The sequence below is a fragment of the Actinosynnema sp. NPDC050801 genome, from assembly GCF_040673975.1.
Classification (GTDB): Bacteria; Actinomycetota; Actinomycetes; order Mycobacteriales; family Pseudonocardiaceae; genus Actinosynnema.
On sequence record NZ_JBFAQZ010000020.1, the window covers coordinates 38,807 to 62,352 of the forward strand.

The 23,546-nt window shown below is 71.0% G+C and carries 28 protein-coding genes; 12 read left to right on the forward strand and 16 right to left on the reverse strand.

Going from position 1 to position 23,546, the window contains the following annotated elements:
• Positions 1–124: 124 nt before the first annotated feature.
• Positions 125–1,285, reverse strand: coding sequence for an NADP-dependent malic enzyme (locus AB0K14_RS32380; RefSeq protein WP_360452510.1), 1,161 nt, complete (start codon positions 1,283–1,285; stop codon positions 125–127).
• A gap of 313 nt (positions 1,286–1,598) precedes the next feature.
• Between AB0K14_RS32380 and AB0K14_RS32385 the strand changes: the two genes are divergently transcribed.
• Positions 1,599–2,192, forward strand: coding sequence for a dTDP-4-dehydrorhamnose 3,5-epimerase family protein (locus AB0K14_RS32385; RefSeq protein WP_360452350.1), 594 nt, complete (start codon positions 1,599–1,601; stop codon positions 2,190–2,192).
• A gap of 19 nt (positions 2,193–2,211) precedes the next feature.
• Here AB0K14_RS32385 and AB0K14_RS32390 read toward each other — a convergent pair whose 3' ends face one another.
• Positions 2,212–2,544 carry a S26 family signal peptidase gene (locus AB0K14_RS32390; protein ID WP_360452348.1) on the reverse strand — a complete coding sequence of 111 codons (333 nt, stop codon included), beginning with the start codon at positions 2,542–2,544 and terminating at the stop codon, positions 2,212–2,214.
• A 78-nt stretch (positions 2,545–2,622) separates the two neighbouring features.
• Here AB0K14_RS32390 and sodN point away from each other — a divergent pair, with 78 nt between their 5' ends.
• The 4 genes from sodN (at position 2,623) to AB0K14_RS32410 (ending at position 7,149) form a co-directional block, all read left to right on the forward strand.
• Positions 2,623–3,042 carry a superoxide dismutase, Ni gene (gene sodN, locus AB0K14_RS32395; protein WP_360452346.1) on the forward strand — a complete coding sequence of 140 codons (420 nt, stop codon included), beginning with the start codon at positions 2,623–2,625 and terminating at the stop codon, positions 3,040–3,042.
• 460 nt (positions 3,043–3,502) lie between these two features.
• A complete protein-coding gene (gene fxsT, locus AB0K14_RS32400; RefSeq protein WP_360452344.1) occupies positions 3,503–5,983 on the forward strand; it encodes an FxSxx-COOH system tetratricopeptide repeat protein in 2,481 nt (826 codons plus the stop codon).
• Between the two features lie 82 nt (positions 5,984–6,065).
• Entirely contained in the window at positions 6,066–6,671 is a 606-nt protein-coding gene (locus AB0K14_RS32405; RefSeq protein ID WP_360452342.1) for a histidine phosphatase family protein, read from the forward strand.
• Positions 6,664–7,149, forward strand: coding sequence for a GNAT family N-acetyltransferase (locus AB0K14_RS32410; RefSeq protein ID WP_360452340.1), 486 nt, complete (start codon positions 6,664–6,666; stop codon positions 7,147–7,149). Before AB0K14_RS32405 ends, AB0K14_RS32410 begins: the two co-directional genes overlap by 8 nt.
• On the opposite strand, the gene AB0K14_RS32415 is transcribed toward AB0K14_RS32410, so the two are convergent.
• Positions 7,124–7,639, reverse strand: a complete 516-nt coding sequence (locus AB0K14_RS32415; protein WP_360452338.1) for a hypothetical protein — start codon at positions 7,637–7,639, stop codon at positions 7,124–7,126. The genes AB0K14_RS32410 and AB0K14_RS32415 overlap by 26 nt on opposite strands.
• A 55-nt stretch (positions 7,640–7,694) precedes the next feature.
• On the opposite strand from AB0K14_RS32415, the gene AB0K14_RS32420 reads away from it, so the two are divergent.
• On the forward strand, positions 7,695–8,147 hold the full coding sequence (locus tag AB0K14_RS32420) for a MarR family transcriptional regulator (RefSeq protein ID WP_360452336.1): 453 nt from the start codon (positions 7,695–7,697) through the stop codon (positions 8,145–8,147).
• Here AB0K14_RS32420 and AB0K14_RS32425 read toward each other — a convergent pair.
• From AB0K14_RS32425 to AB0K14_RS32435, 3 genes are all read right to left on the reverse strand, one after another.
• Positions 8,107–8,952, reverse strand: coding sequence for an SAM-dependent methyltransferase (locus AB0K14_RS32425; RefSeq protein WP_360452334.1), 846 nt, complete (start codon positions 8,950–8,952; stop codon positions 8,107–8,109). The genes AB0K14_RS32420 and AB0K14_RS32425 overlap by 41 nt on opposite strands.
• A gap of 192 nt (positions 8,953–9,144) precedes the next feature.
• Complete coding sequence (locus AB0K14_RS32430; protein ID WP_360452332.1) at positions 9,145–9,894, reverse strand: trypsin-like serine protease; 750 nt, start codon at positions 9,892–9,894, stop codon at positions 9,145–9,147.
• Positions 9,895–10,088: 194 nt separating this feature from the next.
• Positions 10,089–10,493, reverse strand: a complete 405-nt coding sequence (locus tag AB0K14_RS32435; RefSeq protein WP_360452330.1) for a hypothetical protein — start codon at positions 10,491–10,493, stop codon at positions 10,089–10,091.
• A 266-nt stretch (positions 10,494–10,759) separates the two neighbouring features.
• Here AB0K14_RS32435 and AB0K14_RS32440 point away from each other — a divergent pair, with 266 nt between their 5' ends.
• Positions 10,760–11,704, forward strand: coding sequence for a diacylglycerol kinase family protein (locus AB0K14_RS32440; RefSeq protein ID WP_360452328.1), 945 nt, complete (start codon positions 10,760–10,762; stop codon positions 11,702–11,704).
• 226 nt (positions 11,705–11,930) lie between these two features.
• The gene (locus AB0K14_RS32445) at positions 11,931–12,185 is read left to right on the forward strand and encodes a WhiB family transcriptional regulator (RefSeq protein WP_015104912.1); all 255 of its coding nucleotides are present in this window, start codon (positions 11,931–11,933) and stop codon (positions 12,183–12,185) included.
• Between the two features lie 155 nt (positions 12,186–12,340).
• Here AB0K14_RS32445 and AB0K14_RS32450 read toward each other — a convergent pair whose 3' ends face one another.
• The 4 genes from AB0K14_RS32450 to AB0K14_RS32465 form a co-directional block, all read right to left on the reverse strand.
• Positions 12,341–13,819 (reverse strand): histidine kinase N-terminal domain-containing protein, encoded by a 1,479-nt coding sequence (locus tag AB0K14_RS32450; protein WP_360452508.1) that lies wholly within the window; start codon positions 13,817–13,819, stop codon positions 12,341–12,343.
• Positions 13,820–14,035, reverse strand: coding sequence for a biotin/lipoyl-binding carrier protein (locus tag AB0K14_RS32455; protein ID WP_360452326.1), 216 nt, complete (start codon positions 14,033–14,035; stop codon positions 13,820–13,822).
• A gap of 293 nt (positions 14,036–14,328) precedes the next feature.
• Complete coding sequence (gene rsrA / locus AB0K14_RS32460) at positions 14,329–14,643, reverse strand: mycothiol system anti-sigma-R factor (protein ID WP_360452324.1); 315 nt, start codon at positions 14,641–14,643, stop codon at positions 14,329–14,331.
• Positions 14,640–15,266, reverse strand: a complete 627-nt coding sequence (locus AB0K14_RS32465) for a sigma-70 family RNA polymerase sigma factor (protein WP_360452322.1) — start codon at positions 15,264–15,266, stop codon at positions 14,640–14,642. The genes rsrA and AB0K14_RS32465 overlap by 4 nt, the downstream gene beginning before the upstream one ends.
• A gap of 215 nt (positions 15,267–15,481) precedes the next feature.
• Between AB0K14_RS32465 and ybaK the strand changes: the two genes are divergently transcribed.
• Positions 15,482–15,958, forward strand: a complete 477-nt coding sequence (gene ybaK, locus AB0K14_RS32470; protein ID WP_360452320.1) for a Cys-tRNA(Pro) deacylase — start codon at positions 15,482–15,484, stop codon at positions 15,956–15,958.
• 60 nt (positions 15,959–16,018) lie between these two features.
• Here ybaK and AB0K14_RS32475 read toward each other — a convergent pair whose 3' ends face one another.
• Entirely contained in the window at positions 16,019–16,633 is a 615-nt protein-coding gene (locus AB0K14_RS32475) for an alpha/beta family hydrolase (protein ID WP_360452318.1), read from the reverse strand.
• Entirely contained in the window at positions 16,630–17,391 is a 762-nt protein-coding gene (locus AB0K14_RS32480; RefSeq protein WP_360452506.1) for an SOS response-associated peptidase, read from the reverse strand. Before AB0K14_RS32480 ends, AB0K14_RS32475 begins: the two co-directional genes overlap by 4 nt.
• Before the next feature lie 99 nt (positions 17,392–17,490).
• Here AB0K14_RS32480 and aroA point away from each other — a divergent pair, with 99 nt between their 5' ends.
• Entirely contained in the window at positions 17,491–18,765 is a 1,275-nt protein-coding gene (gene aroA / locus AB0K14_RS32485) for a 3-phosphoshikimate 1-carboxyvinyltransferase (RefSeq protein WP_360452316.1), read from the forward strand.
• A gap of 1 nt (position 18,766) precedes the next feature.
• Positions 18,767–19,777, forward strand: coding sequence for a ribosome small subunit-dependent GTPase A (gene rsgA / locus AB0K14_RS32490; protein ID WP_360452314.1), 1,011 nt, complete (start codon positions 18,767–18,769; stop codon positions 19,775–19,777).
• Between the two features lie 114 nt (positions 19,778–19,891).
• On the opposite strand, the gene AB0K14_RS32495 is transcribed toward rsgA, so the two are convergent.
• A complete protein-coding gene (locus AB0K14_RS32495) occupies positions 19,892–20,365 on the reverse strand; it encodes a carboxymuconolactone decarboxylase family protein (protein ID WP_360452312.1) in 474 nt (157 codons plus the stop codon).
• Between the two features lie 203 nt (positions 20,366–20,568).
• Between AB0K14_RS32495 and AB0K14_RS32500 the strand changes: the two genes are divergently transcribed.
• A complete protein-coding gene (locus AB0K14_RS32500) occupies positions 20,569–20,937 on the forward strand; it encodes a VOC family protein (protein ID WP_360452310.1) in 369 nt (122 codons plus the stop codon).
• A gap of 36 nt (positions 20,938–20,973) precedes the next feature.
• On the opposite strand, the gene AB0K14_RS32505 is transcribed toward AB0K14_RS32500, so the two are convergent.
• The 3 genes from AB0K14_RS32505 to AB0K14_RS32515 are packed head-to-tail and all read right to left on the reverse strand — an operon-like array spanning position 20,974 to position 23,545.
• Complete coding sequence (locus AB0K14_RS32505; RefSeq protein WP_360452308.1) at positions 20,974–21,465, reverse strand: hypothetical protein; 492 nt, start codon at positions 21,463–21,465, stop codon at positions 20,974–20,976.
• Positions 21,462–22,838 (reverse strand): wax ester/triacylglycerol synthase family O-acyltransferase, encoded by a 1,377-nt coding sequence (locus AB0K14_RS32510; protein WP_360452306.1) that lies wholly within the window; start codon positions 22,836–22,838, stop codon positions 21,462–21,464. Before AB0K14_RS32510 ends, AB0K14_RS32505 begins: the two co-directional genes overlap by 4 nt.
• A 38-nt stretch (positions 22,839–22,876) precedes the next feature.
• On the reverse strand, positions 22,877–23,545 hold the full coding sequence (locus AB0K14_RS32515) for a phosphotransferase (RefSeq protein ID WP_360452304.1): 669 nt from the start codon (positions 23,543–23,545) through the stop codon (positions 22,877–22,879).
• Position 23,546 lies beyond the last annotated feature (1 nt).

Here is a 23,546-nt window from a genome sequence, read left to right on the forward strand (position 1 = left end):
GTAGCGCTTCGGAGCGTCATCGCCCACCCCCCAACGGGCTAACGAAACAACACGTTAGCGGTTCCGTTGCCTGTCGACGGGTACGGACGGATGCGGCCGGAGCTCTCCCAACTCCGACTTGGGATCAGGCTACTCCGTCCTGCCTGGCTGCCAAGGCCACAGCGGCGGCCACTTCAGGACCGACCCGCGGGTCGAGGGCGCTCGGCACGATCCGGTCGACCGCGAGGTCTTCCGAGGCGACCGCGGCGATGGCCTCCGCGGCGGCGAGCTTCATGCCCTCGGTGATCCTCCTGGCCCCCGCGTCCAGCGCGCCGCGGAAGATGCCGGGGAACGCGAGGACGTTGTTGATCTGGTTCGGGAAGTCGCTGCGACCCGTGGCGACCACGGCGGCGTGCCGACCGGCGACGGCCGGGTGCACCTCCGGGTCGGGGTTGGACAGCGCGAACACGATCGAGTCGCCGGCCATGCTCGCGATCAGCTCCTCGGGCACCTGGGACGACGAGACGCCGACGAACACGTCCGCACCGCGCAACGCCTCGGCGATGCCGCCGCGCAGGCCACTGGCGTTGGTCACCTCGGCCAGCTCGGCCTTCACCGGGTTCAACCCGTCCCGGCCCGCGTGCACGATGCCGCGCGAGTCGACCACGGTGACCTCGCCGACGCCCGCGGCCAGCAGGATCTTCGCGCAGGCCACACCCGCCGCGCCGGCGCCGGAGATGACCACCCGCTGGTTCGCCACGTCCTTGCCGAGCACGGTGTTCGCGCCGCGCAGGGCGGCCAGCACCACGACCGCCGTGCCGTGCTGGTCGTCGTGCATGACCGGCACGTCCAGGGCCTCGATGAGCCTGGCCTCCAGCTCGAAGCAGCGCGGCGCGGCGACGTCCTCCAGGTTGACCGCGCCGAACGACGGGCGCAGCCGGACCAGCGTCTCCACGATCTCGTCCACGTCCGTGGTGTTCAGCACCAGCGGGATGGAGTCGAGGCCGCCGAAGGTCTTGAACAGCGCGGCCTTGCCCTCCATCACCGGCAGCGACGCGCTCGGGCCGATGTCGCCGAGGCCGAGCACGGCGGTGCCGTCGCTGACCACGGCGACCAGGCGGTGCGCCCAGGTGTACTTGGCGGCCAGCCCCGGGTCCTGCGCGATGGCCCGGCTGACCCTGGCCACGCCGGGCGTGTAGGCGATGGCGAGCGCACGCGGGTCGGCCAGCGAGGCGGTCGCGCCCACGGCGAGCTTGCCGCCTTCGTGCGCCCGGAAGATTTCCTCGTCGCTCAATTCGGTGGCCATCTGGGGCTGGTCGTTCAATGCGGTCACGGAGTCCTCCTGCGGTGCGCGATACCTGCGGCGCACCGGGACCGGCGTTGTCACGCGGGTCGACGGGGCCTGTCTTTGGAGTCGTCCACACGGTCTGTCGGACGGCTCTCCGGGGCGGTGTGCGGGCAAGCATGGCAGTGTCGTCGGCCGCTGTCTGCGGCGGGGATCACAGTTTTTCCGCAGGTCAGAGGTAGTGCCACAGAACGTACGTCCGGTTTTCTGAACCGACCGGTCAGTTTCCGCAGGCAGGATCGGTCAAGACCGGACGGGTTCTAGGGTGTTGGCCATGCAGGCACGTGAGTTGAAAATTTCCGGCGCATTCGAGTTCACCCCTTCGGTGTTCCCCGACGACCGCGGATTGTTCGTCGCGCCGTACCAGGAAGCGGTGTTCGCGGAGGCCGTCGGACACCCGCTGAGGGTCGCCCAGACCAACCACAGCGAGTCCAAGCGCGGCGTGGTGCGCGGGATCCACTACGCCGACACGCCGCCCGGGCAGGCCAAGTACGTGCACTGCCCGCGCGGGCGGATGCTGGACGTCGTCGTGGACCTGCGCGTCGGCTCGCCCACGTTCGGCGAGTGGGACGTGGTGGAGCTGTCGGCGGGCGCGTTCAACTCGGTGTACCTGCCCGAGGGCATGGGGCACGCTCTCATGTCCCTGGAAGACGGCACGGTCGCGTCGTACCTGTGCTCGGAGGGGTTCAACCCGACGGCCGAGCGCGGGATCAACCCGTTGTCGATGGACCTGCCGTGGCCGGCCGACATGACGCCCCTGCTGTCGCCGAAGGACAGCGCCGCGCCGTCCTTCGGCCAGGCTCGGGACGCCGGGCTGCTGCCGTCCTACGACGACTGCGTGGCCTGGTACGCGAAGCTGCGCGTGTAGTGCGGGGCGGCGCCGGCGGTCAGTCCCGCCGGGCCGGCCGCCGGAGCAGACGCGGCCGCGGCCAGAGCCTGAGGCGGATCACCCCGACCACCTCGGCCGCGCCCAGCGTGCGCGAGTCGGTGGAGGCGAACGGGTTGTCGCCCTCCACGTGCCAGCCGCCGCCGTCGCGCCTGATCGCCCGCTTCACCGAGAGCTGAGCGGGCCGCGCCGCCCACCTGACCAGCACGAGGTCGTGCGGGCGCGGCGGCTTGCCGAAGTGGACCAGCACCACGTCCCCCGTCCTCAGGGTGGGGACCATCGAGGGTCCGACCACCCGAACCAGCGGCAACGGGTTGCCCTCCGGCCGTGCCAACGATCACCTCCGACTGCTCCCGCCGATGCCCCGGAGTAGGGTTCCGCACGTCGGAGCATCCACTGTCAGGGAGGAAAGATGCGACTTCTGTCGCGCATCCGTTCACTCCGCCGCCCGCTCCTGGAGGCCACCGCGCACTGCGACCTCCCGTGCGGTGTTTACGACCCGGCCCAGGCCCGGATCGAGGCCGAGTCGGTCAAGGCGATTCAGGAGAAGTACCAGGGCAACGAGGACCCGGAGTTCCGCGCCCGCGCCATCCTGATCAAGGAGCAGCGGTCGGAGCTCGTGAAGCACCACCTGTGGGTGCTGTGGACCGACTACTTCAAGCCGCCGCACTTCGAGAAGTACCCGGAGCTGCACGACCTGTTCAACCGGGCCACGAAGGCGGCCGGCGCGTCCGGCGCGAAGGGCTCCATGGACCCCGCCAAGGGCCAGGAGCTGCTCGACCTGATCGCCCAGATCGACAAGATCTTCTGGGAGACCAAGGCCGCGGCCTGATCACCTGCACCAACGCGACGCCGGTCGGCGGGACTCGTCCCGCCGACCGGCGTCGTTCTTCGTCCCCCGTCACCGTTGAGCGCCCTCTATGTGGCGTCAGGGATACACTCCGGATCTTGTTGGGCGCACGACCGTCGACGACCGCGGGAAGAGGCATGGTGGCCACGTCCGAGCGCACTGCTCCGGACGGAGGACTGCGCCAGTCCGGAGCGGCGTCGTCCTCGGCGACGATCCTCCAGGCCGGTCGTGACAACAACGTGCACTCCACCTTCCACCTGGACGTGCTCGTGTTCGTGGCCCTCTCAAAAAACCCTCTTGCCGTTATCAAAGGGTGACAAGCAGCCACCACATCAGGGGCTTGTACTTGACATTCGCATACATGTGGGGCTAGGCGTCGCCGGTATGTGATCGGATTGCCGGTTTGCCGTAATGAACCCTGCACGGGGTCGATAGTTGCGTCATGACGTCGCGTCAGCTGAAGGTCAACGCGGTCTTGGTCGTGGTGGTGGGTGCCGCTCTCGGGGTGGTCACCAACTTCGCCTCCGTCGAGGTCCCCGAGTGGTTCAAGGACCAGTCGAGGGTCTGGCTGACGTTCGCGGTGCTCGTCCTCCTCAGCGCGGTCATCCAGCTCGCCGCATCCCGCCAGAAACCCGCCCCGCCCGCGCCGCCGGTGGTGATGCCCCGGTTCCCCGCCGTCCCGTCGGCACTGCGCCCGCCCACGCCCACCGCGCCGATGCTGCGCGGCCGTGAAGGGGAGCTGACGGCGATCTCGCCGTTCGTGGAGGCACCGGGAGGCCGGTTCGTCGTCGTCTGCGGTCCCGGCGGCATGGGGAAGACGACGCTGGCCGGTTACGTGGCCGAGAGGGCGAAGCAGCGCGGGCTGTCGGTGTTCTGGATCCGGTGGCGCGGTGAGGGCGCATCGGACGGGCCGACCGGCGAGGAGCTGCTGACGGTGCAGATGGTGCAGGTCGCCACGGCCCTCGGCCTGCCGGACGACCGGGTGGGCGCGGTGCAGCAGTCCGGCGGGAGCCTGGCCGACCTGGTCTGGGGCCACCTGGAGCGGACGCCGGGCTGGGTGCTCGTGATCGACAACGCCGACCGGACCGACAGCCTCGGCATCGACGGTCCCGTCCGGGAGCACCGGGGTTGGATCCGGCCGAACGGCGCGGGCCTGCTGCTGGTGACCAGCCGGGACCGCTCGCCCGACACCTGGGGTCAAGGGGTGGTGCTCGTCCGGCTGGAGCCGCTGACCCCGAAGCTGGGCGGCCAGGTCCTGCTCGACCTCGCACCCGACGGCGGCAGCCCGGAAGAAGCCGAACGGCTGGCGACCCGGCTCGGCGGCCTGCCGCTGGCCCTGCACGCGGCGGGCACCGCGATCGCCCAGCCGACTGCCCGCCTGCGCCGGTTCACCACCTACCTGGACGCGATGGACGACGGCTCGTCCCAACCGCTGATGTCGCCGGACGTGACGGACCCCAAGGTCGCACGCACCCTGGTCGGCCACACGTGGGAGCTGTCGCTGGACCAACTGGCCGCCGAAGGTCTGCCGCTGGCCAGACCACTGCTACGAGCGCTGGCGCTGCTGGCCGACGCCCCGATCCCCCGCGCCCTGATCGACCCGGGCCTGATCCCCACCGAGGATGCCCGACCGAGAGCCGCCGCGGTCGACGCGGCCCTGTCCGGCCTTGAGCGCTACGGCTTGGTCGATGCTTCGACCGCCGGAACGACGGCCGAGGTCGGCACCGTGGTGCTGCACCCCCTGGTCCGGGAAGCCGGCACGATGCTGTTGACACGCGACGGCGTCGTAGCCCAATGGCGTGACGAGATCGAGAACCACCTCATCGACACCGCGCGAGCGTGGCTGTCGCAGGGCATGGCGGTGCTGACCGCGACGCGCCTGCTCGCACCACATCTGCTCCTCCTCGCCGACGTACCGGACGAGGACAGGTTCTTCCGGTTCAGGGACACCATCAACGCAGTCGCGGACACGTTGGAGCGAGCCGGCCACAACGCGACGGCGTTCACGCTGCGCAGCCACGTCCTCGAAGCGGAAACGTCCCAACTCGGCCCCGATCACCCCGACATCCTGGCCAGCCAGAACAACCTCGCCACCGTGCTGAGCGCGCTCGGTCGCTATCGCGAAGCCGAACAACTCCACCGCGCCACCTTCGTCGTTCTCGCCCGCGCGTTCGGGCCCGAACACCACAACACCCTCTTCAGCCAGAGCAACCTCGCCGCCGCCTTGAACAACCTCGGCCGCCACGGGGAAGCCGAACAACTCCTCCGCGCCAGCCTGGACATCCGCACCCGCACCCTCGGCCCCGAACACCCCGACACCCTCGCCAGCCAGAACGACTTCGCCGCCGTGCTGCACGGCATGGGCATCCGCAACGATGCCGAACAACTCCTCCGCGCCACACTCGACATCCGCACCCGCACCCTCGGACCCGAACACCCCGACACCCTCAGCAGCCAGAACAACCTCGCCGCCGTGCTGAACGACCTCGGCCGCCACCGCGAAGCCGAGCAACTCCTCCGCGCCACACTCGACATCCGCACCCGCACCCGCACCCTCGGACCCGAACACCCCAACACACTTGTCAGCCAGGCCAACCTCGCCTTCGCGCTGAACGGACTCGGTCGCCACCGGGAGGCCGAACAACTCCTCCGCGCCACACTCGACATGCACACCCGCACCCTCGGCCCCGAACACCCCAACACCCTCACCAGCCAGAACAACCTCGCCGCCGTGCTGAACGACCTCGGCCGCCACCGCGAGGCCGAACAACTCCTCCGCGCCACACTCGACATCCGCACCCGCACCCTCGGCCCCGAACACCCCAACACCCTCACCAGCCAGAACAACCTCGCTTTCCTGCTCTCGAATCGCGTTAACCGCCGAGAACCGTGGTGGAGACGCCTCATCCGGCGGCGCCGTTGAACCCCGAAGTGTCGTGCACGACACCCAGTGCGCCCGTTCACCCCACCCTCACCACAGGCGCGGACGTCCGTAAGCTCGGCGCGTGACCTCACACGTCTACCTGCTCCGGCACGGGCAAACCGAGTGGTCCGAGAGCGGGCGGCACACCGGGATGACCGATGTGCCGCTGACCGACACCGGTGTGCAGCAGGCGCGGCGCGCCGGGGCCGTGCTCGCCCGGCTGCGCGCCACCGACCTGCCGCCCGCGCTGGTGCTGTCGAGCCCGCGCCAACGCGCGTGGCGCACCGCGGAGCTGGCCGGGCTGCACGACGTCGAGCGCACCGAGGAACTCGCCGAGTGGGACTACGGCGACTACGAGGGCCTCACCACGCCGCAGATCCGGGAGACCGACCCGGGCTGGACGGTCTGGACCCACCCCGTGCCCAACGGCGAGACGTCGGACGAGGTGCACGCGCGGGCGGCGAAGGTGTTGGAGCGGGCGCGGCAGGCGTTGTCCGGTGGTGACGTGGTGCTGGTCGGGCACGGGCACTTCAGCCGCGTGCTGATCGCCACCTGGCTGAACCTGCCGCCGAGCGAGGGCGTCCACTTCGGACTCGACCCCGCCGGCACGACGGTGCTCGGCGACGAGCGCGGCGACCCGCAGGTGCGCCGGCTGAACGTGCCGGCCTGGGAGGTCGACGTTGACTGATCCTCGCGTTCGCCGCATCCGCGAGGAGGACGTGCCCGCCGTCGTCGGGCTGGTCGAGGAGCTGGCCGAGTACGAACGCGCCCGGCACGAGTGCCACCTGACCGCCGAGCAGCTGCACGACGCGCTGTTCCGCCCCTCCCCCGCCCTGTTCGGCCACGTGGCCGAAGTGGACGGTCGGGTCGTCGGGACGGCCCTGTGGTTCCTCAACTTCTCCACCTGGCGCGGCACGCACGGCATCTACCTCGAAGATCTCTACGTGCAGCCGTCGCAACGCGGCAGCGGCCTCGGCCGGGCGCTCCTGCAAGCCCTCGCGGAGGAGTGCGCCGCCCGCGGCTACGCGCGGTTGGAGTGGTGGGTGCTCGACTGGAACGCCCCGGCGATCGGCTTCTACAAGTCGCTCGGCGCGCTCCCGATGGACGAGTGGACCGTCTTCCGCCTCACCGACGACTCTCTCACCCGACTGGGACAGGACGGCTGACGGCGACCTGCCGGACCAGCCCGACCAACCAGACGAACGTGAACGCGATCACGGTCGGGTTCTTCACGAACAGCAGCACGGCCAGGTAGGTCTGCCGCGCCGACTCGGGCAGCAGGCCGCCGACCACCTGCTCGGCGCCGAAGTCGAACACCGCCGTCGCCGCCGCCAGCAGCACGCCCTGCCACACCAGGCTCGGCCAGTGCCGAGTCGCGAAGTCGCGCGCGTTCGCCCACCTCAGCCGCTCGCCCCTGGTCGCCAACCGCCAGATCACCACGACCAGCAGCACCCGCGCGGCCACCACGACGACCTCCGAGGCGAACGCCACCCCGCTCGGCACCACGTCGCCCCAGTTCACGACTACGAGCCGTTGCACGGACGCGACCAGCGACAGCCCGACGACCACCGCCCAGTGCCGCAGGTAGAACCGCCCGGCCCAGTGCGGCACCTCCACAGCCAGCCTCAGCTCCGACACCACCGACAACCCCCTCAACCGCCGAGTATTTTAGTTCAGTGTACTGAAATATCGGCGGCGGTAAAGTGATCGCATGGACGGACGGGATCTCGGGCGCGAGCTGAGCACGGCGGTGGTCGCGTTCCACGAGGCCGTCGGCGCACGGCTGGGCGTCACCGCGGTGGACCAGCGGGCGCTCGCGCTCATCGCCGGCAGGGGCCCGATGTCGGCGGGCGAGCTGGCCAAGGAGATCAACCTGACCCCCGGCGCCGTCACCGGTGTCGCCGACCGGCTCGAACGCGCGGGCCTGGTCCGGCGCGAACCCGATCCCGGCGACCGCAGGCGGGTGGTGATCAGCGCGATCCCCGGCGCGTTCGGGCAGGTCTTCGCCGGCCTGGGCGCGGCGATGGCCGAGGTGGGCGCGCGCTACAGCCCGCAGGAGCAGCAGTTGATCGCGGACTGGGTGGTCCGCACGGTCGACGTGCTGAAGGAGCAGACCAGGCTGCTCAGCGAGGGGCGGACGCCGCCGACCCCTGGTCGTCCGTGATCCCGTTCGGCCGCTTCACGCCGACCGCGCCGTAGGACACCGACTCCACGCCGGTCGCCGGCTCGTCCTCACCGCGCCACGCCGTGGTCAGCACCAGGCCCGGGTCGAGCAGGTCGAACCCGTCGAGCATCGCCTCGACGTCCGCCTTGGACCGCGCCACGACCGGCGTCATCGTCTCGGCGATCATGCCGATGAGCTTGTGCACCACTTCCGGCTGCTCGTCCGCGGTCAGGTGGCTGAGCACCAGGTAGCTGCCGTCGGCGAGGGCGTCCCGGTAGCGGGCGACCAGTTCGGCCGGACCGTCGTCGTCGGAGACGTACGGCAGGATCGCCACCATCAGCACGGCGATCGGCCGGGTCAGGTCGAGCAGGTCGCGGACCTCGGGCGCGTTCAGCACCGCGTCGACGTCCCGGATGTCGGCCTCGGCGATGGCGGCGCCCGCGATGTCGCGCAACATGGTGCGGCTGTGCGCGACGGTGGCGGCCTCGTTGTCCACGTACACCACGCGGCACGTCGGGTCGGCCTGCTGGGCGACCTCGTGCACGTTGCCCGCGGTCGGGATGCCGGAGCCCAGGTCGAGGAACTGGCGGATGCCCTTGGCCACGCAGTGCCGCACCGCCCGGCGCAGGAACGCGCGGGTGTGCTGGACCATCGCGGCGGTCGGGATCTCGCTCATGGACCGGTGGGCGAACTCGCGGTCGACCGCGAAGTTGTGCGCTCCGCCAAGGTAGTAGTCGAACAGGCGGGCCACATTGGGGCGCTCGACATCACCGTTGGTCGACACCCACCTCGGGGGGTTCTGCACTGCGCACCTCACCCTGACTGCACCCGGAGCGGCCTGCCAGACCGTATCTGGCTACTCCGTTCGTGTCCATCCGCCAAGCGTGAACACACAGGGTGATTCTGACTGGTGAGTGGCCCGGACCCGGACCGTGGTGCCCCGGCCGAGGGGGCGGCGCAGGGGGAGAGTTCCAGCCCCCTCGGCCGGGGAGTTCGGTCACACGCCGGCGTAGGAGCGGATCCAGTCGCGGTAGCGGGTGACGGCGGTGTAGTTCGACCGGGTCGAGCGGTCGCTGGTGGAGGCCACGCCGACCTGGTAGCGGCGGCCGTCGACCGGGCTGGTGGCGAACATCGGGCCACCCGAGTCGCCACCGGCGGCGATGCCGTCGACGCGGGTCACCGAGATCGCGATGCCGCCGCGGTAGTCACGCCCGTTGACCGAGGTCACGCGGGTGTTGGCGTACTTCAGGTAGCGGGACTGGCAGTTGATCTCCGGCTGGTTGGTGCAGGTGGCGCCCCAGCCGTAGAGCTGCACGGTCTGGTTGACCGCCACGGCGGTGGTGGTGCCCAGCGGCGCGTACGTGCCCGAGACCGACCGGTCCAGCCGCGCCAGCGCGAGGTCCGCCGACGGGTGCTGGATGATCTGGGTGGCGGTGGCCAGGGTGCCGCCGGTGGTCTGGTCGAGGCTGCCGATGCGGAACGAGTAGGTGCCCGAGCTCGCCACGCAGTGCTGGGCGGTCAGGACCCACGTCGGGGCGATGATCGTGGCCGAGCAGTTCTGCTGGCCGTTGCGGAACAGGCGGGCCGCCCACGGGGCGTTGGTGGCCGTGCCGCCGCCGATGATGTACGGCTCGACGCCGCCGGACTCCTGGGCGGAGGCCGTCGGCGCGAGCGCGGTCAGGGCGAACGCGGACAGCAGTGCGGTAGTGGCTCCGACCACCGCGGACAGGGCGCGAGTGAATCGCATGGAGTTGTCACCTCAACGAACGCAGGGAGTGGTGAATTCACCACTCACAGCGTCACCTGTTGGAGTGACGCCGGCCACCCGCCGTTCGTCGGCGAGCGGCCAGACGATGGTCGGCGGCCGAATGCCCTAACCAACCGAAGGCCCTAACCAACCGGATGCCCTGACCGACCGAATGCCCTGACCGACCGTGCGCGCTAGGCGTCCGCGTCGTCCTCGTCCACGCCGAGGGCCCACCGGCGCACCGGGTTGGTGAACAGCAGCACGAGCGTGCCCACCACGTACGCGCCGAGCAACGCGCCCCACAGCTGGCGGCCGGACGGCCCGTACATGTACCAGGCCACGCCCAGCAGGAGCAGTTGCACGACGACCGCGGGCGTCCGCCCCCAGTGCTTGCCGAGCACCAGGCCGACCCCCGCGGCGAGCACGCCGGCCGACAGCACCGCGAAGTAGGCGGCCTCGCCGAGCACCCCGCCGGCCTCCTCGGCCTCGAACGACCGCACCACCAGCGCGACCGCGAAGGCCAACCCGACCAAGCCCTGCAACGCGGTCAGCGCGCCGGCCGCCCGGACCGCCGGTGGGACCTTGCTCTGGGATGCCACGCTCTACCTCTCAACTGGGCCTTTCCTCACCGTGAGTACTCGTCACGGATCGTAGGCCACCCGGTTGGCGTGTCCCGTTCGACCGCGCCAGGAGCGATGATCACAGCAGTCTTCGGCGAGCCGGCGGTCGGGTCGGGGTGCACTTGTCGCAGACGCAGGCGATTGCGACACCGAAAGGAGATGTCGGCCACTTTCGTGCGCTCCAGGCCCTCCTACCGGGTGACGCGCAACCTGTCCGAGGTCACGCGCTGTCCTACCCTTCAGGGGTGCGCGCACTTCTGGTGGTCAACCCGCAGGCGACGGCAACGACGCCTGCCGGTCGGGACGTGCTCGCGCACGCACTGGCCAGCGACGTGAAGCTCGACATCGTCGAGACGGACTACCGCGGCCACGCGGCGAACGCCGCCGCGCAGGCCGTCGTGGACGGGTACGACCTCGTCGTGGCCCACGGCGGCGACGGCACCGTCAACGAGGTGGTCAACGGCGTGCTGCGCGAGGGCGCGCAGCCGGGCCTGCCCATGCTGGGCGTGGTGCCCGGCGGGTCGGCGAACGTGTTCGCGGGCGCCCTCGGGTTGCCCCGCGACCCGGTCGAGGCCACCTACCGCCTGCTCCAGGCCATCGAGCACGGGACCAGCCGCAAGGTCAGCCTCGGGCACGTGGCGGCGGCCGGCGGCCGGCTCGACCACGACCGCTGGTTCACCTTCAACGCGGGCGTCGGCTGGGACGCGGAGGTGGTCGCGGCCGTCGAGCAGCAACGCGCCAAGGGCCGTCAGGCGTCACCCGCCCTCTACGCGCGCACCGCGCTGACCAGCTACTTCACCCAGCGCAGACAGCCGCCGACGCTCACCGTGCAGATCCCCGACGAACCGGCGTTCGAGGACGTGCGGCTCGCGTTCGTCTCCAACACCGACCCGTGGACCTACCTGGGCGACAAGGCGATCCGGCTCAACCCGAGCACCTCTTTCGACGGCGGTCTCGGCCTGTTCGGACTGCACGGGATGGGATTGCCGACAGTTCTTCGCTATGTCACGCATCTCTTGGCCACGGATGGGAACCCCAAAGGAGGGAACCTGCTCCGGCGTGACGACGTCGAGTTCGTTCGGGTGACGAGTCCGGAACCCGTCAACCTGCAGGTTGACGGTGACCTGCTCGGCGCGTGCACCGAGGTTGAGTTCACGGGTGTGCCAGGCGCGCTCACGGTCGCAGTGTGACCGTGGTGTGACCCGCCCGGTACTCATCCGCGATGTTGTGACCCGGTGTGATACCGCTGCGTGAAACCCCAGGTGAACTCAGTCGATCTTTCGGGTGAGTTCACTCACCGGGTTGGTGCTAACCCCTTGACATCCCCGCCGTTCGTGAAAGCATTCACAAGCACCCCAAAACCGACCGCTGACGAGTGGCGCGCTCACGCGCGCGCCTAGCTGAGGAGTAGTTCCAATGGACTGGCGCCACCGCGCGATCTGCCGCGACGAGGACCCCGAGCTGTTCTTCCCCGTGGGGAACAGCGGTCCTGCGCTCCTGCAGATCGCCGAGGCGAAGACCGTCTGCCGCCGTTGCCCCGTCGTCTCCGACTGCCTCGCGTGGGCGTTGGAGAGCGGCCAGGACGCCGGCGTGTGGGGCGGGATGAGCGAAGACGAGCGTCGCGCCCTCAAGCGCCGCAACGCCCGCACCCGGGCTCGCAGCAACGCCTGAGTGCCTCACCACAAGCACACGAAAGGCCCGACACCGTGCCAGGTGTCGGGCCTTTCGCTTGTGTTGCACACCCTCCCGCATGACCACGTGACTCGACGACGGTGAGCCGTCAATCAGACCGCTGAGGTAGGTCGTCACGTGTGCACGGGAGCAGTCTAACGCCGCGCTCTGAGGGGTACGCGCAGGACCGCCTCTGTACCGCCTCGGGGACGCCGCCGCAAGCTCAACGAGCCCCTGAGTTCGGATTCCACCAGGGTCCGCACGATCTGCAGGCCGAGCCGGTCGGTGCGCTCCAGCGAGAAGCCCTGCGGCAGGCCGCGGCCGTCGTCCGAGATCACCACGTCCAACCACTTGGCCGAGCGCTCCGCGTGCACGACCACCTCGCCGCGCTGGCCCGCCGCGTACGCGTGCTCGAACGCGTTCTGCACGAGTTCGGTCAGCACCATCACCAGCGGGGTGGCGAGCTCGGCCGGGACGACGCCGAACGGCCCCTCGCGGCGCACCACCACCTGCGACTCGGTGGCGGCCACGTCCGACATCATCGGGATGACCTTGTCCACCACGTCGTCGAGGTTCACCCGCTCGTCCACCGACATGGACAGCGTCTCGTGCACCAGCGCGATCGACGTGACCCGGCGCACCGACTCGGCCAACGCCTCGCGCGCCTCCTCGCTGCTGGTCCGGCGGCTCTGCAGGCGCAGCAGCGCGGCCACCGTCTGCAGGTTGTTCTTCACCCGGTGGTGGATCTCGCGGATCGTCGCGTCCTTCGACATCAGGGCGCGGTCGCGGCGGCGGACCTCGGTGACGTCCCGGCACAGCACCAGCGCACCGGCCGCGCTGCCCCTCGGCCGCAGCGGCAGGGCGCGGAACAGCACCGCCGCGCCACGCCGGGACTCGGCCTCGATGCGCATGCTCGGCTGACCGTCCAGGGCCGCCCGGATGCGCTGCGCGACCTCGGTGGCGTCGAACGGGTCGCCGATCAGGGACCGGGTCAGCGGCGCCAAGTGCACCCCGACCAGGTCGGACGCGTGGCCCATGCGGTGGTAGGCGCTCAGCGCGTTGGGGCTGGCGAACACCACCGCGCCCGAGGCGTCCAGCCGGATCAGGCCGTCACCGACGCGGGGGCTGGTGTGCACGTCCGGTGACGGCTCGGTGGTCGGGAACGTGCCGTCGGAGATCATCTGGCACAGGTCGGCGGCACTACCCAGGTAGGAGATCTCCAACGGGCTCGGCACGCGCGGCACGGCCAGGTTGGTGTTGCGGCTGAGCACCGCGATGACCACGTCGTTCCGCTTGACCGGGATGGCCTCGCGGCGCACCGGCACGCCCAGGTGCCAGCGCGGGTCCTCCTCGCGGCAGATCCGCGCGTCGGTGATGGCCCGGCGCAGCTGGGGGTGCTCCTCGACGTCGACCATGCTGCCGACGACGTCCTCGGGGTGCGCGGTCGGCGCGGTCGTCGGCCGGGCCTGGGCGACGCACAGGAACGTCGTGTCGTCCAGCGGCACCCACATCAGGAAGTCGGCGAAGCTGAGGTCGGAGAGCAGCTGCCACTCCGCGACCACCAGTTGCAGGTGGTCGACGGCGCCGCCGGAGAGCTTGGTGTGCTCGGCCAGGAGATCGGTGAGGGTGGACAGCTACTCCACCACCGCGATGAGGTCGCCCTCCTGGACCACGTCACCGGGGGACACGGCGATGCGGGTGATCGTGCCCGCGCCCTCGGGGAGGACGGGGATCTCCATCTTCATGCTCTCGAGCACCACGAGGGTGGTTTCGTGCGTGACCTCGTCACCCTCTTTGACGGCGATCTGGGCCACGTTCGCCACGATCTCGGCCCGGATTTCCTCGGCCATGGTCCTCCTTCGTCCGGCCACATCCAACCACGATTCAGACCCGGTGCCGTGGCCAGGTGGCCGCGTGACACACTGTCGTGAGGTAGTTCGAGCACTAGGAGAACCCCATGTCGAAGCGTGCCCGCAAGCGCCGCGACCGCAAGAAGGGTGGCGCCAACCACGGGAAGCGCCCCAACGCCTGATCGACGTCACGGCGTGCGAAGGGCCCCGGAGCACCGCTCCGGGGCCCTTCGACTTGTTCTTGGACTTCCCAGGGGGACCGCTCCCGGGGCCGGGCGCACGATCGCGCCTGGTCAGCCGCCCGACTTCTCGGTGGTCGTCACGGTCGTGGTGACCTCGACCTCCAGCGTCGTCTGGTCCGCGGTCTGGTAGAGCCGGGCGCGCAGCCGCCGCCTCAGCTCGTCCGGCGCGTGCTCGCCGCCGCACTTGCGGGCCAGCAGCGCCTTCAGGTGCTCCTCGATGCCGTACTGCTCCAGGCACGGGTGGCACTCCTCCAGGTGCGTCTGGAGCAGGGCCTTGCGCGTCTCGTCGCACTCGTGGTCGAGGAAGAGGTAGACCTCGGACAGCACCTCTGAGCAGTCCGTTTCGTGTGGTTTGCCACAGCTCATCGGCCCGCCACCTCCTGCTGGCCGTCACGGAGGATGCCGCGCTCGCGCGCGGTGTCCGCCAGCTGGTCGCGAAGCTGCCTGCGGCCCCGGTGCAACCGGGACATCACGGTGCCGATGGGGGTGCCCATGATGTCTGCGATCTCCTTGTAGGCGAAGCCCTCCACGTCCGCGAGGTACACCGCGATCCGGAACTCCTCCGGCAGTCGCTGCAAGGCTTCCTTGACGTCTGAGTCCGGCAGCCGGTCCATCGCCTCGACCTCGGCCGACCGCAGCCCGGTCGACGTGTGGCTCTCCGCCTGCGCCAACTGCCAGTCGGTGATCTCGTCCGTCGGCTGCTGGATCGGCTGGCGCTGCTTCTTGCGGTAGCCGTTGATGTAGGTGTTGGTCAGGATGCGGTACAGCCAGGCCTTGAGGTTCGTGCCCTCCGAGAAGGACGCGAAGGCCGCGTAAGCCTTGAGGTAGGTCTCCTGGACCAGGTCCTCGGCGTCGGCCGGGTTGCGGGTCATCCGCAGAGCCGCCGAGTACAACTGGTCGAGCATCGGCATCGCGTCGCGCTCGAACCTGGCGGCGCGCTCTGCCGTTGTCTCGTCAGTCGGCGTGTTCTGCGTTCGCGTGGCTGGCACCGCGCTCCCTTCCCACCGGCTGGTCAGCGCGGCGGATGGAACTGTCTGGGACGCAGTCGAGAATACGCGGCGGTCGCCCGGACGGCAGTGAGCGGAGCCACGCGGCGGGCGTGCCCCGATTTGCCTGCCGACCTGCTGATCCATCACCTCGGTAGCCACGTTCGGAACCAACGCGACAACCGCTTCGCGCATTCCCTGCACTAGGGTGCGCGATCATGGCCGGACGTGGGACGCCCGCCACCGCGTTGCTGGACAAGCAGAAGGTGGCCTACGCGCTGCACGCGTACGAGCACGACCCCCGCCACGAGTCGTACGGGCTGGAGGCGGCGCAGGCGTTGGACATCGCACCCGAACGGGTGTTCAAGACGCTCGTCGCGGAGGTCGACGGCAGGCTGGCCGTCGGTGTGGTTCCGGTCACCGGGCAGCTCGACCTGAAGGCGCTGGCCGCCGCCGTGGGTGGCAAGAAGGCGAAGATGGCCGACGTCGCGGCGGCCGAGCGGGCCACCGGGTACGTGGCGGGCGGCATCTCGCCGTTGGGGCAGCGCAAGCGCTTGCCGGTGGCGCTGGACGCCTCCGCGGAGGGGTTCGAGACCATCTACTGCTCGGCCGGACGACGTGGCCTTGAGGTCGAGATCGCGCCGGAGGACCTGGTCAGGCTCACCCAGGCGGTCGTCGCGCCGATCTCGGCCTGATCGGACCTCCAGCGGTCTGCTCGGACCTCCAGCAGCCCGAGCGAACCTCCAGCGGCCTGCTCAGACCTCCAGCGGCCGCAGCACGCGGTCCAGCCACTCGCCGACGATGCGGCCCACCGCGGCGACGTCGGCCTTGAGGTTGTGGTCGCCGGGCAGCAGCAGGACGTCGCGGTGGTGCGCGGACTCGGGCCGGCCGAACGGATCGTTCTCGCCCTGCACCACCAGCGTGGGCACCTCGACGGCCGCCAGCTCGGACATCCGGGACTTCTCCGGCTTGCCCGGCGGGTGCACCGGGAACGCCAGGCACAGCACCGCCACCGCCTGACCCTCCGACGACGTCCGGCACGCCACCCGCGCGCCCGACGACCGGCCGCCGAACACCAGCGGCAGGTTGTCGAACAGGCTCGAACCCAGCTCGTCGGCCACCGCGAGCCACGCCGCGTCGAGCTGCTTGGCGGGTGCGGGCGCACGGCGGCCGGCCACCCGGTACGGCTGCTCCACCAGCGCCACGTGCACGCCGACGCCCACCGCCGCCCGGGTCGCCGCCACCAGGTCCGGGGCGCCGATCCCACCGCCCGCGCCGTGCCCGAGCAGCAGCGCGGCGCGGCTGTCGGAGGCGCAGTGCAGCTCGGCGCGCGCGGGGCCGTGGGGCGTGTCGACGAGCCGCGAGGTCATGTCAGCTCGAACAAGGTGGGCTCCGGCTTCTCGGACTCCCCCAGGGCGACCGCGTCCATCAACGACGGGTCGTTGTTCTTGATGCTGTTGACCTGCATCGACACCGGCCGCAGCTCCAGCGCGTTCACCAGGTCGAGGTCGGGCGCGAGCAGCTCGGCCGGGTCGGCGTTGTCCGGGTCGAGCCACGCCGCCCACCGGTCCTTCGGCAGCACGAGCGGCATCCGGTGGTGCACCGAGGTCATCTCGCCGATCGCGTCCGTGGTGAGCACGGCGCAGGTGATGATCGGCTTGCGCTCGTCGCCCTCCTGCTGCCACCACACCGACCAGATGCCGGCCATGGCGATGCTGGAGTCGTCGCCGGGGTTGATGAAGTACGGCTGCTTGCGGCCCTCGCCGGGCTGCCACTCGTACCAGCCCGCGGCGGGCACGATGCACCGGCGCTTGGCCGCCGAGTCGCGGTAGGCGGGCTTGTCCAGCACGCTCTCCGCCCGCGCGTTGATCATCTTCGCGGCGCCGGACAGGTCCTTGGCCCAGTGCGGCACCAAGCCCCAGCGCATCACGCGGACGCTGCGCTCGGTGGTGTCCGGGTCGGGGTTGCCCTCGTCGTCACGCGGGTGCCGCTCGACCACGGCGAGCACCTGCTTGGTCGGCGCGACGTTGTAGTCCGGGCCGGGCGCGACGCCCTCGGTGCCGTCGACCGCGTCGAACTCCGCCGCGAGCAGCGCCGGGTTCTTGGTGGACGCGTACCTGCCGCACACACCGATCACCTCTCCACAGATCAGCCTCGGGCAAGCCATCGTCGCACGTCGCAAAGCCCGGTGCGAGCTGTCGACCACCCGATGCGGAATCATCAAGCCATGACTCAGCAGTGGTCCGCTCCCACCGCCGACGGCCCGGTCCAGGCGACGGTACCCGTGCCCGGCTCCAAGTCGATCACCAACCGGGCGCTCGTGCTGGCCGCGCTGGCCGACCGCGCGTCCACCGTGCACGCCCCGCTGCGCAGCCGCGACACCACCCTGATGGTCGCCGCGCTGCGGTCGCTCGGCGTCGACGTCACCGACGGACCGGACGGGTCCTGGCTGGTCACACCCCACGAGATGCACGGTCCGGCGCAGGTCGACTGCGGCCTGGCGGGCACCGTCATGCGGTTCCTGCCGCCCGCCGCCGCGCTCGCGGTCGGCGACATCACCTTCGACGGCGACCCGCACGCGCGGACCCGGCCGATGAGCACGATCCTGGGCGCGCTGCGGGCCCTCGGCGCGGACGTGGCGGGCGACGCGCTGCCGTTCACGCTGCACGGCAAGGGCGGTGTGCCCGGTGGCGAGGTCTCCATCGACGCGTCCGCGTCGTCTCAATTCGTGTCCGGGCTGCTGCTGTCGGGCGCGCGCTACGAGAGCGGCGTGACGGTCCGGCACGACGGCAAGCCCGTGCCCTCCGTGCCGCACATCGAGATGACCGTGGCGATGATGCGCCAGGCCGGTGTCGTGGTGGACGACGCGTCGCCGAACGAGTGGCGGGTCGAGCCGGGCCCCGTCGAGGGCCGCGACTGGCACGTCGAGCCGGACCTGTCCAACGCGACCGTGTTCCTGGCGGCGGCGGCGGTCACCGGCGGTCGGGTGACGATCCCGGGTTGGCCGACGCGGACCACGCAGCCCGGCGGCGCGGCACAGGACCTCTTCCAGCAGATGGGTTGCGAGGTCACGTCGTCCGACGCCGGCCTCGTCCTGCGCGGGCCCGACCGGCTGACCGGGATCGACGTGGACCTGCGCGACGAGAGCGAGCTGACGCCGACCGTCGCGGCCCTGGCGGCGCTGGCCGACGGCCCGACCCGCATCCGCGGCGTCGCGCACATCCGCGGCCACGAGACCGACCGGCTGGCCGCGCTCGTCACCGAGATCAACCGCCTGGGCGGCGACGCGGAGGAGACCGAGGACGGCCTGGTCATCAGGCCGCGACCGTTGCGCGGGGACGTGTGGCGCGCCTACGCCGACCACCGGATGGCCACCGCGGGCGCGATCATCGGCCTGGTCGTCGAGGGCGTGTCCGTGGACGACATCGGCTGCACGACGAAGACGCTGCCCGACTTCCCGGGGATGTGGGCGTCGATGCTGTCGTTGCCGGTGGCGCGCTGACGTGGCACGCGGCGACTGGCGGCGGTTGGACGAGTCCGACGTGCGGGTGCGGCCGGGCAAGGGGACCCGGCCGCGCAGCAAGCGCAGGCCCGAGCACGCGGACGCGGTGCCCGCCATGGTCGTCGGGGTGGACCGCGGGCGGTGGACGTGCGCGATGGACGACGACCCGGCGCGGATGGTGATCGCCATGCGGGCGCGGGAACTCGGCCGCACCCCGGTCGTCGTCGGCGACCACGTGGGGCTGGTCGGCGACACCTCCGGCCAGCCGGACACGTTGGCGCGGATCGTGCGGGTGGAGGAGCGGCGCAGCGTCTTGCGGCGCACGGCGGACGACACGGACCCGTTCGAGCGGGTGGTGGTGGCCAACGCCGAGCAGCTGGTGATCGTGTCGGCGTTGGCCGACCCGCAGCCGCGGCGCGGTTTCATCGACCGCTGCCTGGTCGCCGCGTACGCGGGCGGGCTGGAACCGCTGCTGTGCCTGACGAAGTCGGACCTGGCGTCGCCGGACGAGCTGCTCGCCGCCTACGCCGAGCTGGACCTGCCGGTGGTGGTGACGCGGTCCGACCAGGACCCGGACGAGCTGCGGGGGCGGTTGGTGAACCGGCTGTCGGCGTTGATCGGGCACTCGGGCGTCGGCAAGTCGACGTTGGTGAACAGGCTCGTGCCCGACGCGCACCGGGCGGTGGGCGTGGTCAGCGGCGTGGGCAAGGGGCGGCACACGTCCACCCAGACCGTGGCGCTGCCGCTGCCCGAGGGCGGTTGGGCGGTGGACACGCCGGGCATCCGCTCGTTCGGCCTGGCGCACATCACGCCGGACGACATCGTCGGCGCGTTCCCGGACATGAAGGCGATGGCCGAGGAGTGCCCGTCCGGCTGCGGTCACCTGGGTGAACCGGACGACCCCGACTGCATGCTGGACGAGCTGGTGCGCACCGGCGAGGCGTCCCCCGGCCGCCTCGCCTCCCTGCGCCGCCTCCTGTCCTCCCGCAGCAAACTGGAGGAATACGACTAACCAGCGCGTCCTCCCCCAACCCGCGCGTGTCCTACCTCCAGAACGCGCGTGTCCTACGTTCGCGTCGCGCGTGTCCTACGTTCAGGACCCCCGAGTTCAACGCTCAGGACGCCGTCAGTCGAACTGGCCGGGCCGGTAGTCACCCGCGGGCTGCCGGACGATCACGTTCGCGCGGTTGAAGGCGTTGATCAGGGCGATGAGGGACACCAACGCGGCGAGCTGGTCGTCGTCGTAGTGCTTGGCGGCGTCCGCCCAGGCGTCGTCGGTGACGCCGCCGGCCGCGTCGGCGATGCGGGTGCCCTGCTCCGCCAGCTCCAGGGCGGCCCGCTCGGCCTCGGTGAACACGGTGGCCTCCCGCCAGGCCGCGACGAGGTTGAGCCGGACCGACGTCTCCCCGGCGTGCGCGGCGTCCTTGGTGTGCATGTCGGTGCAGTAGCCGCAGCCGTTGATCTGGCTGGCGCGGATCTTCACCAGCTCCTGCGTCGCGGACGGCAGCGTCGAGTCCTTGAGCGCCTTGTCCGCGGCGATGAAGTGCTTGACCACCTTCGCCGTAGCGGGGCTGTCGATGAGGTTCAAACGGGCTTCCACGTGCGCTCCTGCCGTCGTCGGTTGGCTACACCTCCTGGACGGCACAGCCCGCCGGGATGTGACACCCCCTCACCCGTCACAGCGGAGAGTCACGGTCGGCCCGGCCTGGTACGTACGCTCGCGCCGTTTCGTTGACCGGTTCGGGTGGCGGGGTGACCGCGACCATGGGCTCGCCGCCGCACGCGGTAGTACGGTGCGCAGCCGTGGCCAAGGTGACTGGAATCGGCGGCGTTTTCCTGCGCGCGCGCAACCCCGAACGCATGGCCGAGTGGTACCGGCGGCACCTCGGCGTGCCGATGAGCGCGAGCGGCGCCATCACGTTCCACTGGGGTGAAGCGGAGACGACGACCCTCGCGCTGTTCGCCAACGACACCGACTACTTCGGCGAACCGGGGCAGCGAGCCATGATCAACCTGCGGGTGGACGACCTGACCGCGCTGCTGGCGCAGCTGCGCGGGCGGGGTGTCGAGGTGCTGCCGCAGACCGAGGACTCGGAGTACGGCCGGTTCGGGTGGTGCGTCGACCCCGAGGGCAACCGCATCGAGCTCTGGCAGCCCGCGGCCGGCATGTGACCCGCGTGCACCCGGCCGCGCCCGGCCGCCCGCCGGCTACATCAACTCCAGCAGGAACGGCAGCTCCTGCGGCGCGTACCAGGCCAGCTCGTGGTCCTCGGCACCGCCGAGCGCGAACTCCGCGTCCGGGTCGCCCAGGTCCGCCGCGTCGATGACGTCGGCCGCCGCGCGCACGTCGTCCTCGGCCTCCAGCGTGTCCAGGTGGATCGCCGCGATCAGCTCCATCGGCACCGGCCCGGACAGCTTCACCACCGAGAAGTCCAGGTCCGGCCGCAGCTTCACGTCCGGCACGTCCGCCGACACGACCGCGCGCCTCGGCACGGCCTTCTCGTCACCCGCGATCAGCCGCAGCGAACCGCGCGCGGCGTCGAGCATGGCCGAGTACTCCAGCTCCTCCGTGTCACCGGTCGCGTACGACTCGCGCAACGCGGGCGTCAGGGCGAACCCCGTCCCGCCCACCGCGACGAACTCACCGCGCTCCACCAGGTCGCGCAACATCGCGACGGTCGCCGGGAGGTACACCCTCATGTGGACACCGTTCCCATCAGTTCCTCCACCGACTCCTCGACCATCGCCGCCAGCACGTCCACATCGGACATGGCGTCGCGATCGGCGTTCAGGCCGAAGTACACGCCACCGTCATAAGACGTCACGCCGATCGACAACGCCTGGTTCTTCGCCAACGGCACGACCGGGAACATCTCGATCATCTTCGCCCCCGCCGCGTACAGCGGCACCTGCGGCCCGGGCACGTTCGTCACCACGACGTTGAACAACCGCCGGGAGAACGACGACGCCGCCCGTGCGCCCAACGCGTGCAGGGTCGGCGGCGCGAACCCCGAGAACCGCGCCAACGTCTGCGCCGCCACCGACTGCCCCGACTCCTGGTGCGCGCGCATGGCGTGCGACACGTGGTGCAGCCGCACGACCGGGTTCGACTCGCCCACCGGCAGGTCGACCAGGTACGCCGACACCTGCGTCTCGTCATCGCGCACCGACATCGGCGCCATCGCCCGGATCGTCGTACCCGCCGTGACGATCTCGCCGCGCGACAGCAGCCAGTTCCGCAGCGCACCGGACAGCACCGCCAGCACGCCGTCGTTCACCGTGCCGCCGTGCACCCGCCGGATCTCGCGGAACACGTCCAGCCTGGTGCGCGCCACCGCGAACCGCCGCTGCGGCGAGATCCGCACGTTCAACGGGCTGCCGGGCGCGGGCGTCGCGGCGGTCCGCACCGCGAAGGCCAACCCACCGAACACCCCGGCGACCTTGCGCACGGTCGCCACCGTGTCCATGGCCGCCGAACGGACGTTCTCCACCACCTCGCCGGGCCGCTGCACGGCCTCCGCCACGGCGTCGGCCACCAGCTGCAACCCGCTCGGCTCCGGTGACGGCATCCACAACGACTCGACCGGCGGCCGCGGCGTCGCGGACACGTCCAGCATCACCTGCCCGATCTCCGGCGCGCCGAACCCGTCCACCATCGCCTGGTGGGTCTTGGTGATCACCGCGGTCCGGTTCCGGGCCAGGCCCTCGACCAGGTAGACCTCCCAGAGCGGCCGGGTCTGGTCCAGCGGCCGGGACATCAGCCGCGCCACCAGGTCGTGCAGCTGCTGGTCGCTGCCCGGTTTCGGCAACGCCGACCGCCGCACGTGGTAGGTCACGTCGAAGTCCGCGTCGTCCACCCACACCGGTCGCGCGAGCCGTCCGGGCACGTGCACGACCTTGTGCCGGTAGCGGGGCACCAGAGACAGCCGCTGTTCGATCAGGGCGACGAGGCGGTCGTAGTCGAAGCCCGTGCGCGGTCGGCGGAACACCGCGACCCCACCGACGTGCATCGGCGTCGTGGAGTCCTCCAAGTACAGGAACGAGGCGTCCAGCGCGGACAGGCGGTCGGGCATGCGGTCCAGGCTAGTCGGTGCGGGCAGGTCGGTGCGGGCTACTCGGTGCAGTCGCGCACCAGCCGGTGCACGGCGCTGACCTCGGCTTCGTCGCGCTCGTGCCGGGCCAGCCTGATCGCCGCGGCGGCCGGCATCGCGCGGCGTGCCTCGACCCGCACCGAACCGTCGACGCCGGACAGGAACCCGCGCACCATGCGCGACCGGGCGAGCCGCTTGAACGGCCGCAGCGGCGCCACCGCGATCGCCAGCCAGCTCAACGCGACGTCGACCTTGCGGTCGCCCTTGCTCGCGCTGCCCCAGTCGACCACCACCGCGCCCTCCGGGCCCATCACCACGTTGCCGGGGTGCAGGTCGAGGTGCAGCAGGTCTCCGTCACCGCGCAGGAACGCGGGCGCGGGCACCTCGTCCAGCTTGCGGTGCAGTTCGGCCAGCTCGCGGCCGAGGGCGCCCGCGCGCCACGGCTTGGCGTCCAGCTCCTGCGACATGCGCGGGCCGGGGACGTACTCCATGACCAGGTCCGTCTCCGAGGCGTCCGCCACCCTGGGCACCGGTATGCCGTGCCAGCGCAGGTAGCGCATCAACTCGGCCTCCGGCCCCAGGTCGCGGCCCGTGCGGCTGCGCTTGACCAGCAAGCCGTCGGGACGCAGGTAGACGTCCGCCTCCCGGCCACTGGCCAGCAGACGGTGCGCCTCGTCGCGCGATGCCATG

Coding starts and splice junctions, on each gene's coding strand:
- AB0K14_RS32380 (WP_360452510.1), bottom strand. CDS start 1,285: ATGGCCACCGAATTGAGCGACGAGGAAATCTTCCGGGCGCACGAAGGC.
- AB0K14_RS32510 (WP_360452306.1), bottom strand. CDS start 22,838: ATGCCCGACCGCCTGTCCGCGCTGGACGCCTCGTTCCTGTACTTGGAG.
- AB0K14_RS32515 (WP_360452304.1), bottom strand. CDS start 23,545: ATGGCATCGCGCGACGAGGCGCACCGTCTGCTGGCCAGTGGCCGGGAG.
- AB0K14_RS32420 (WP_360452336.1), top strand. CDS start 7,695: ATGGACGGACGGGATCTCGGGCGCGAGCTGAGCACGGCGGTGGTCGCG.
- AB0K14_RS32445 (WP_015104912.1), top strand. CDS start 11,931: ATGGACTGGCGCCACCGCGCGATCTGCCGCGACGAGGACCCCGAGCTG.
- AB0K14_RS32430 (WP_360452332.1), bottom strand. CDS start 9,894: ATGCGATTCACTCGCGCCCTGTCCGCGGTGGTCGGAGCCACTACCGCA.
- AB0K14_RS32455 (WP_360452326.1), bottom strand. CDS start 14,035: ATGGCCGAGGAAATCCGGGCCGAGATCGTGGCGAACGTGGCCCAGATC.
- fxsT (WP_360452344.1), top strand. CDS start 3,503: ATGACGTCGCGTCAGCTGAAGGTCAACGCGGTCTTGGTCGTGGTGGTG.
- aroA (WP_360452316.1), top strand. CDS start 17,491: ATGACTCAGCAGTGGTCCGCTCCCACCGCCGACGGCCCGGTCCAGGCG.
- ybaK (WP_360452320.1), top strand. CDS start 15,482: ATGGCCGGACGTGGGACGCCCGCCACCGCGTTGCTGGACAAGCAGAAG.
- sodN (WP_360452346.1), top strand. CDS start 2,623: ATGCGACTTCTGTCGCGCATCCGTTCACTCCGCCGCCCGCTCCTGGAG.
- AB0K14_RS32475 (WP_360452318.1), bottom strand. CDS start 16,633: ATGACCTCGCGGCTCGTCGACACGCCCCACGGCCCCGCGCGCGCCGAG.
- AB0K14_RS32385 (WP_360452350.1), top strand. CDS start 1,599: ATGCAGGCACGTGAGTTGAAAATTTCCGGCGCATTCGAGTTCACCCCT.
- AB0K14_RS32505 (WP_360452308.1), bottom strand. CDS start 21,465: ATGAGGGTGTACCTCCCGGCGACCGTCGCGATGTTGCGCGACCTGGTG.
- rsrA (WP_360452324.1), bottom strand. CDS start 14,643: ATGAGCTGTGGCAAACCACACGAAACGGACTGCTCAGAGGTGCTGTCC.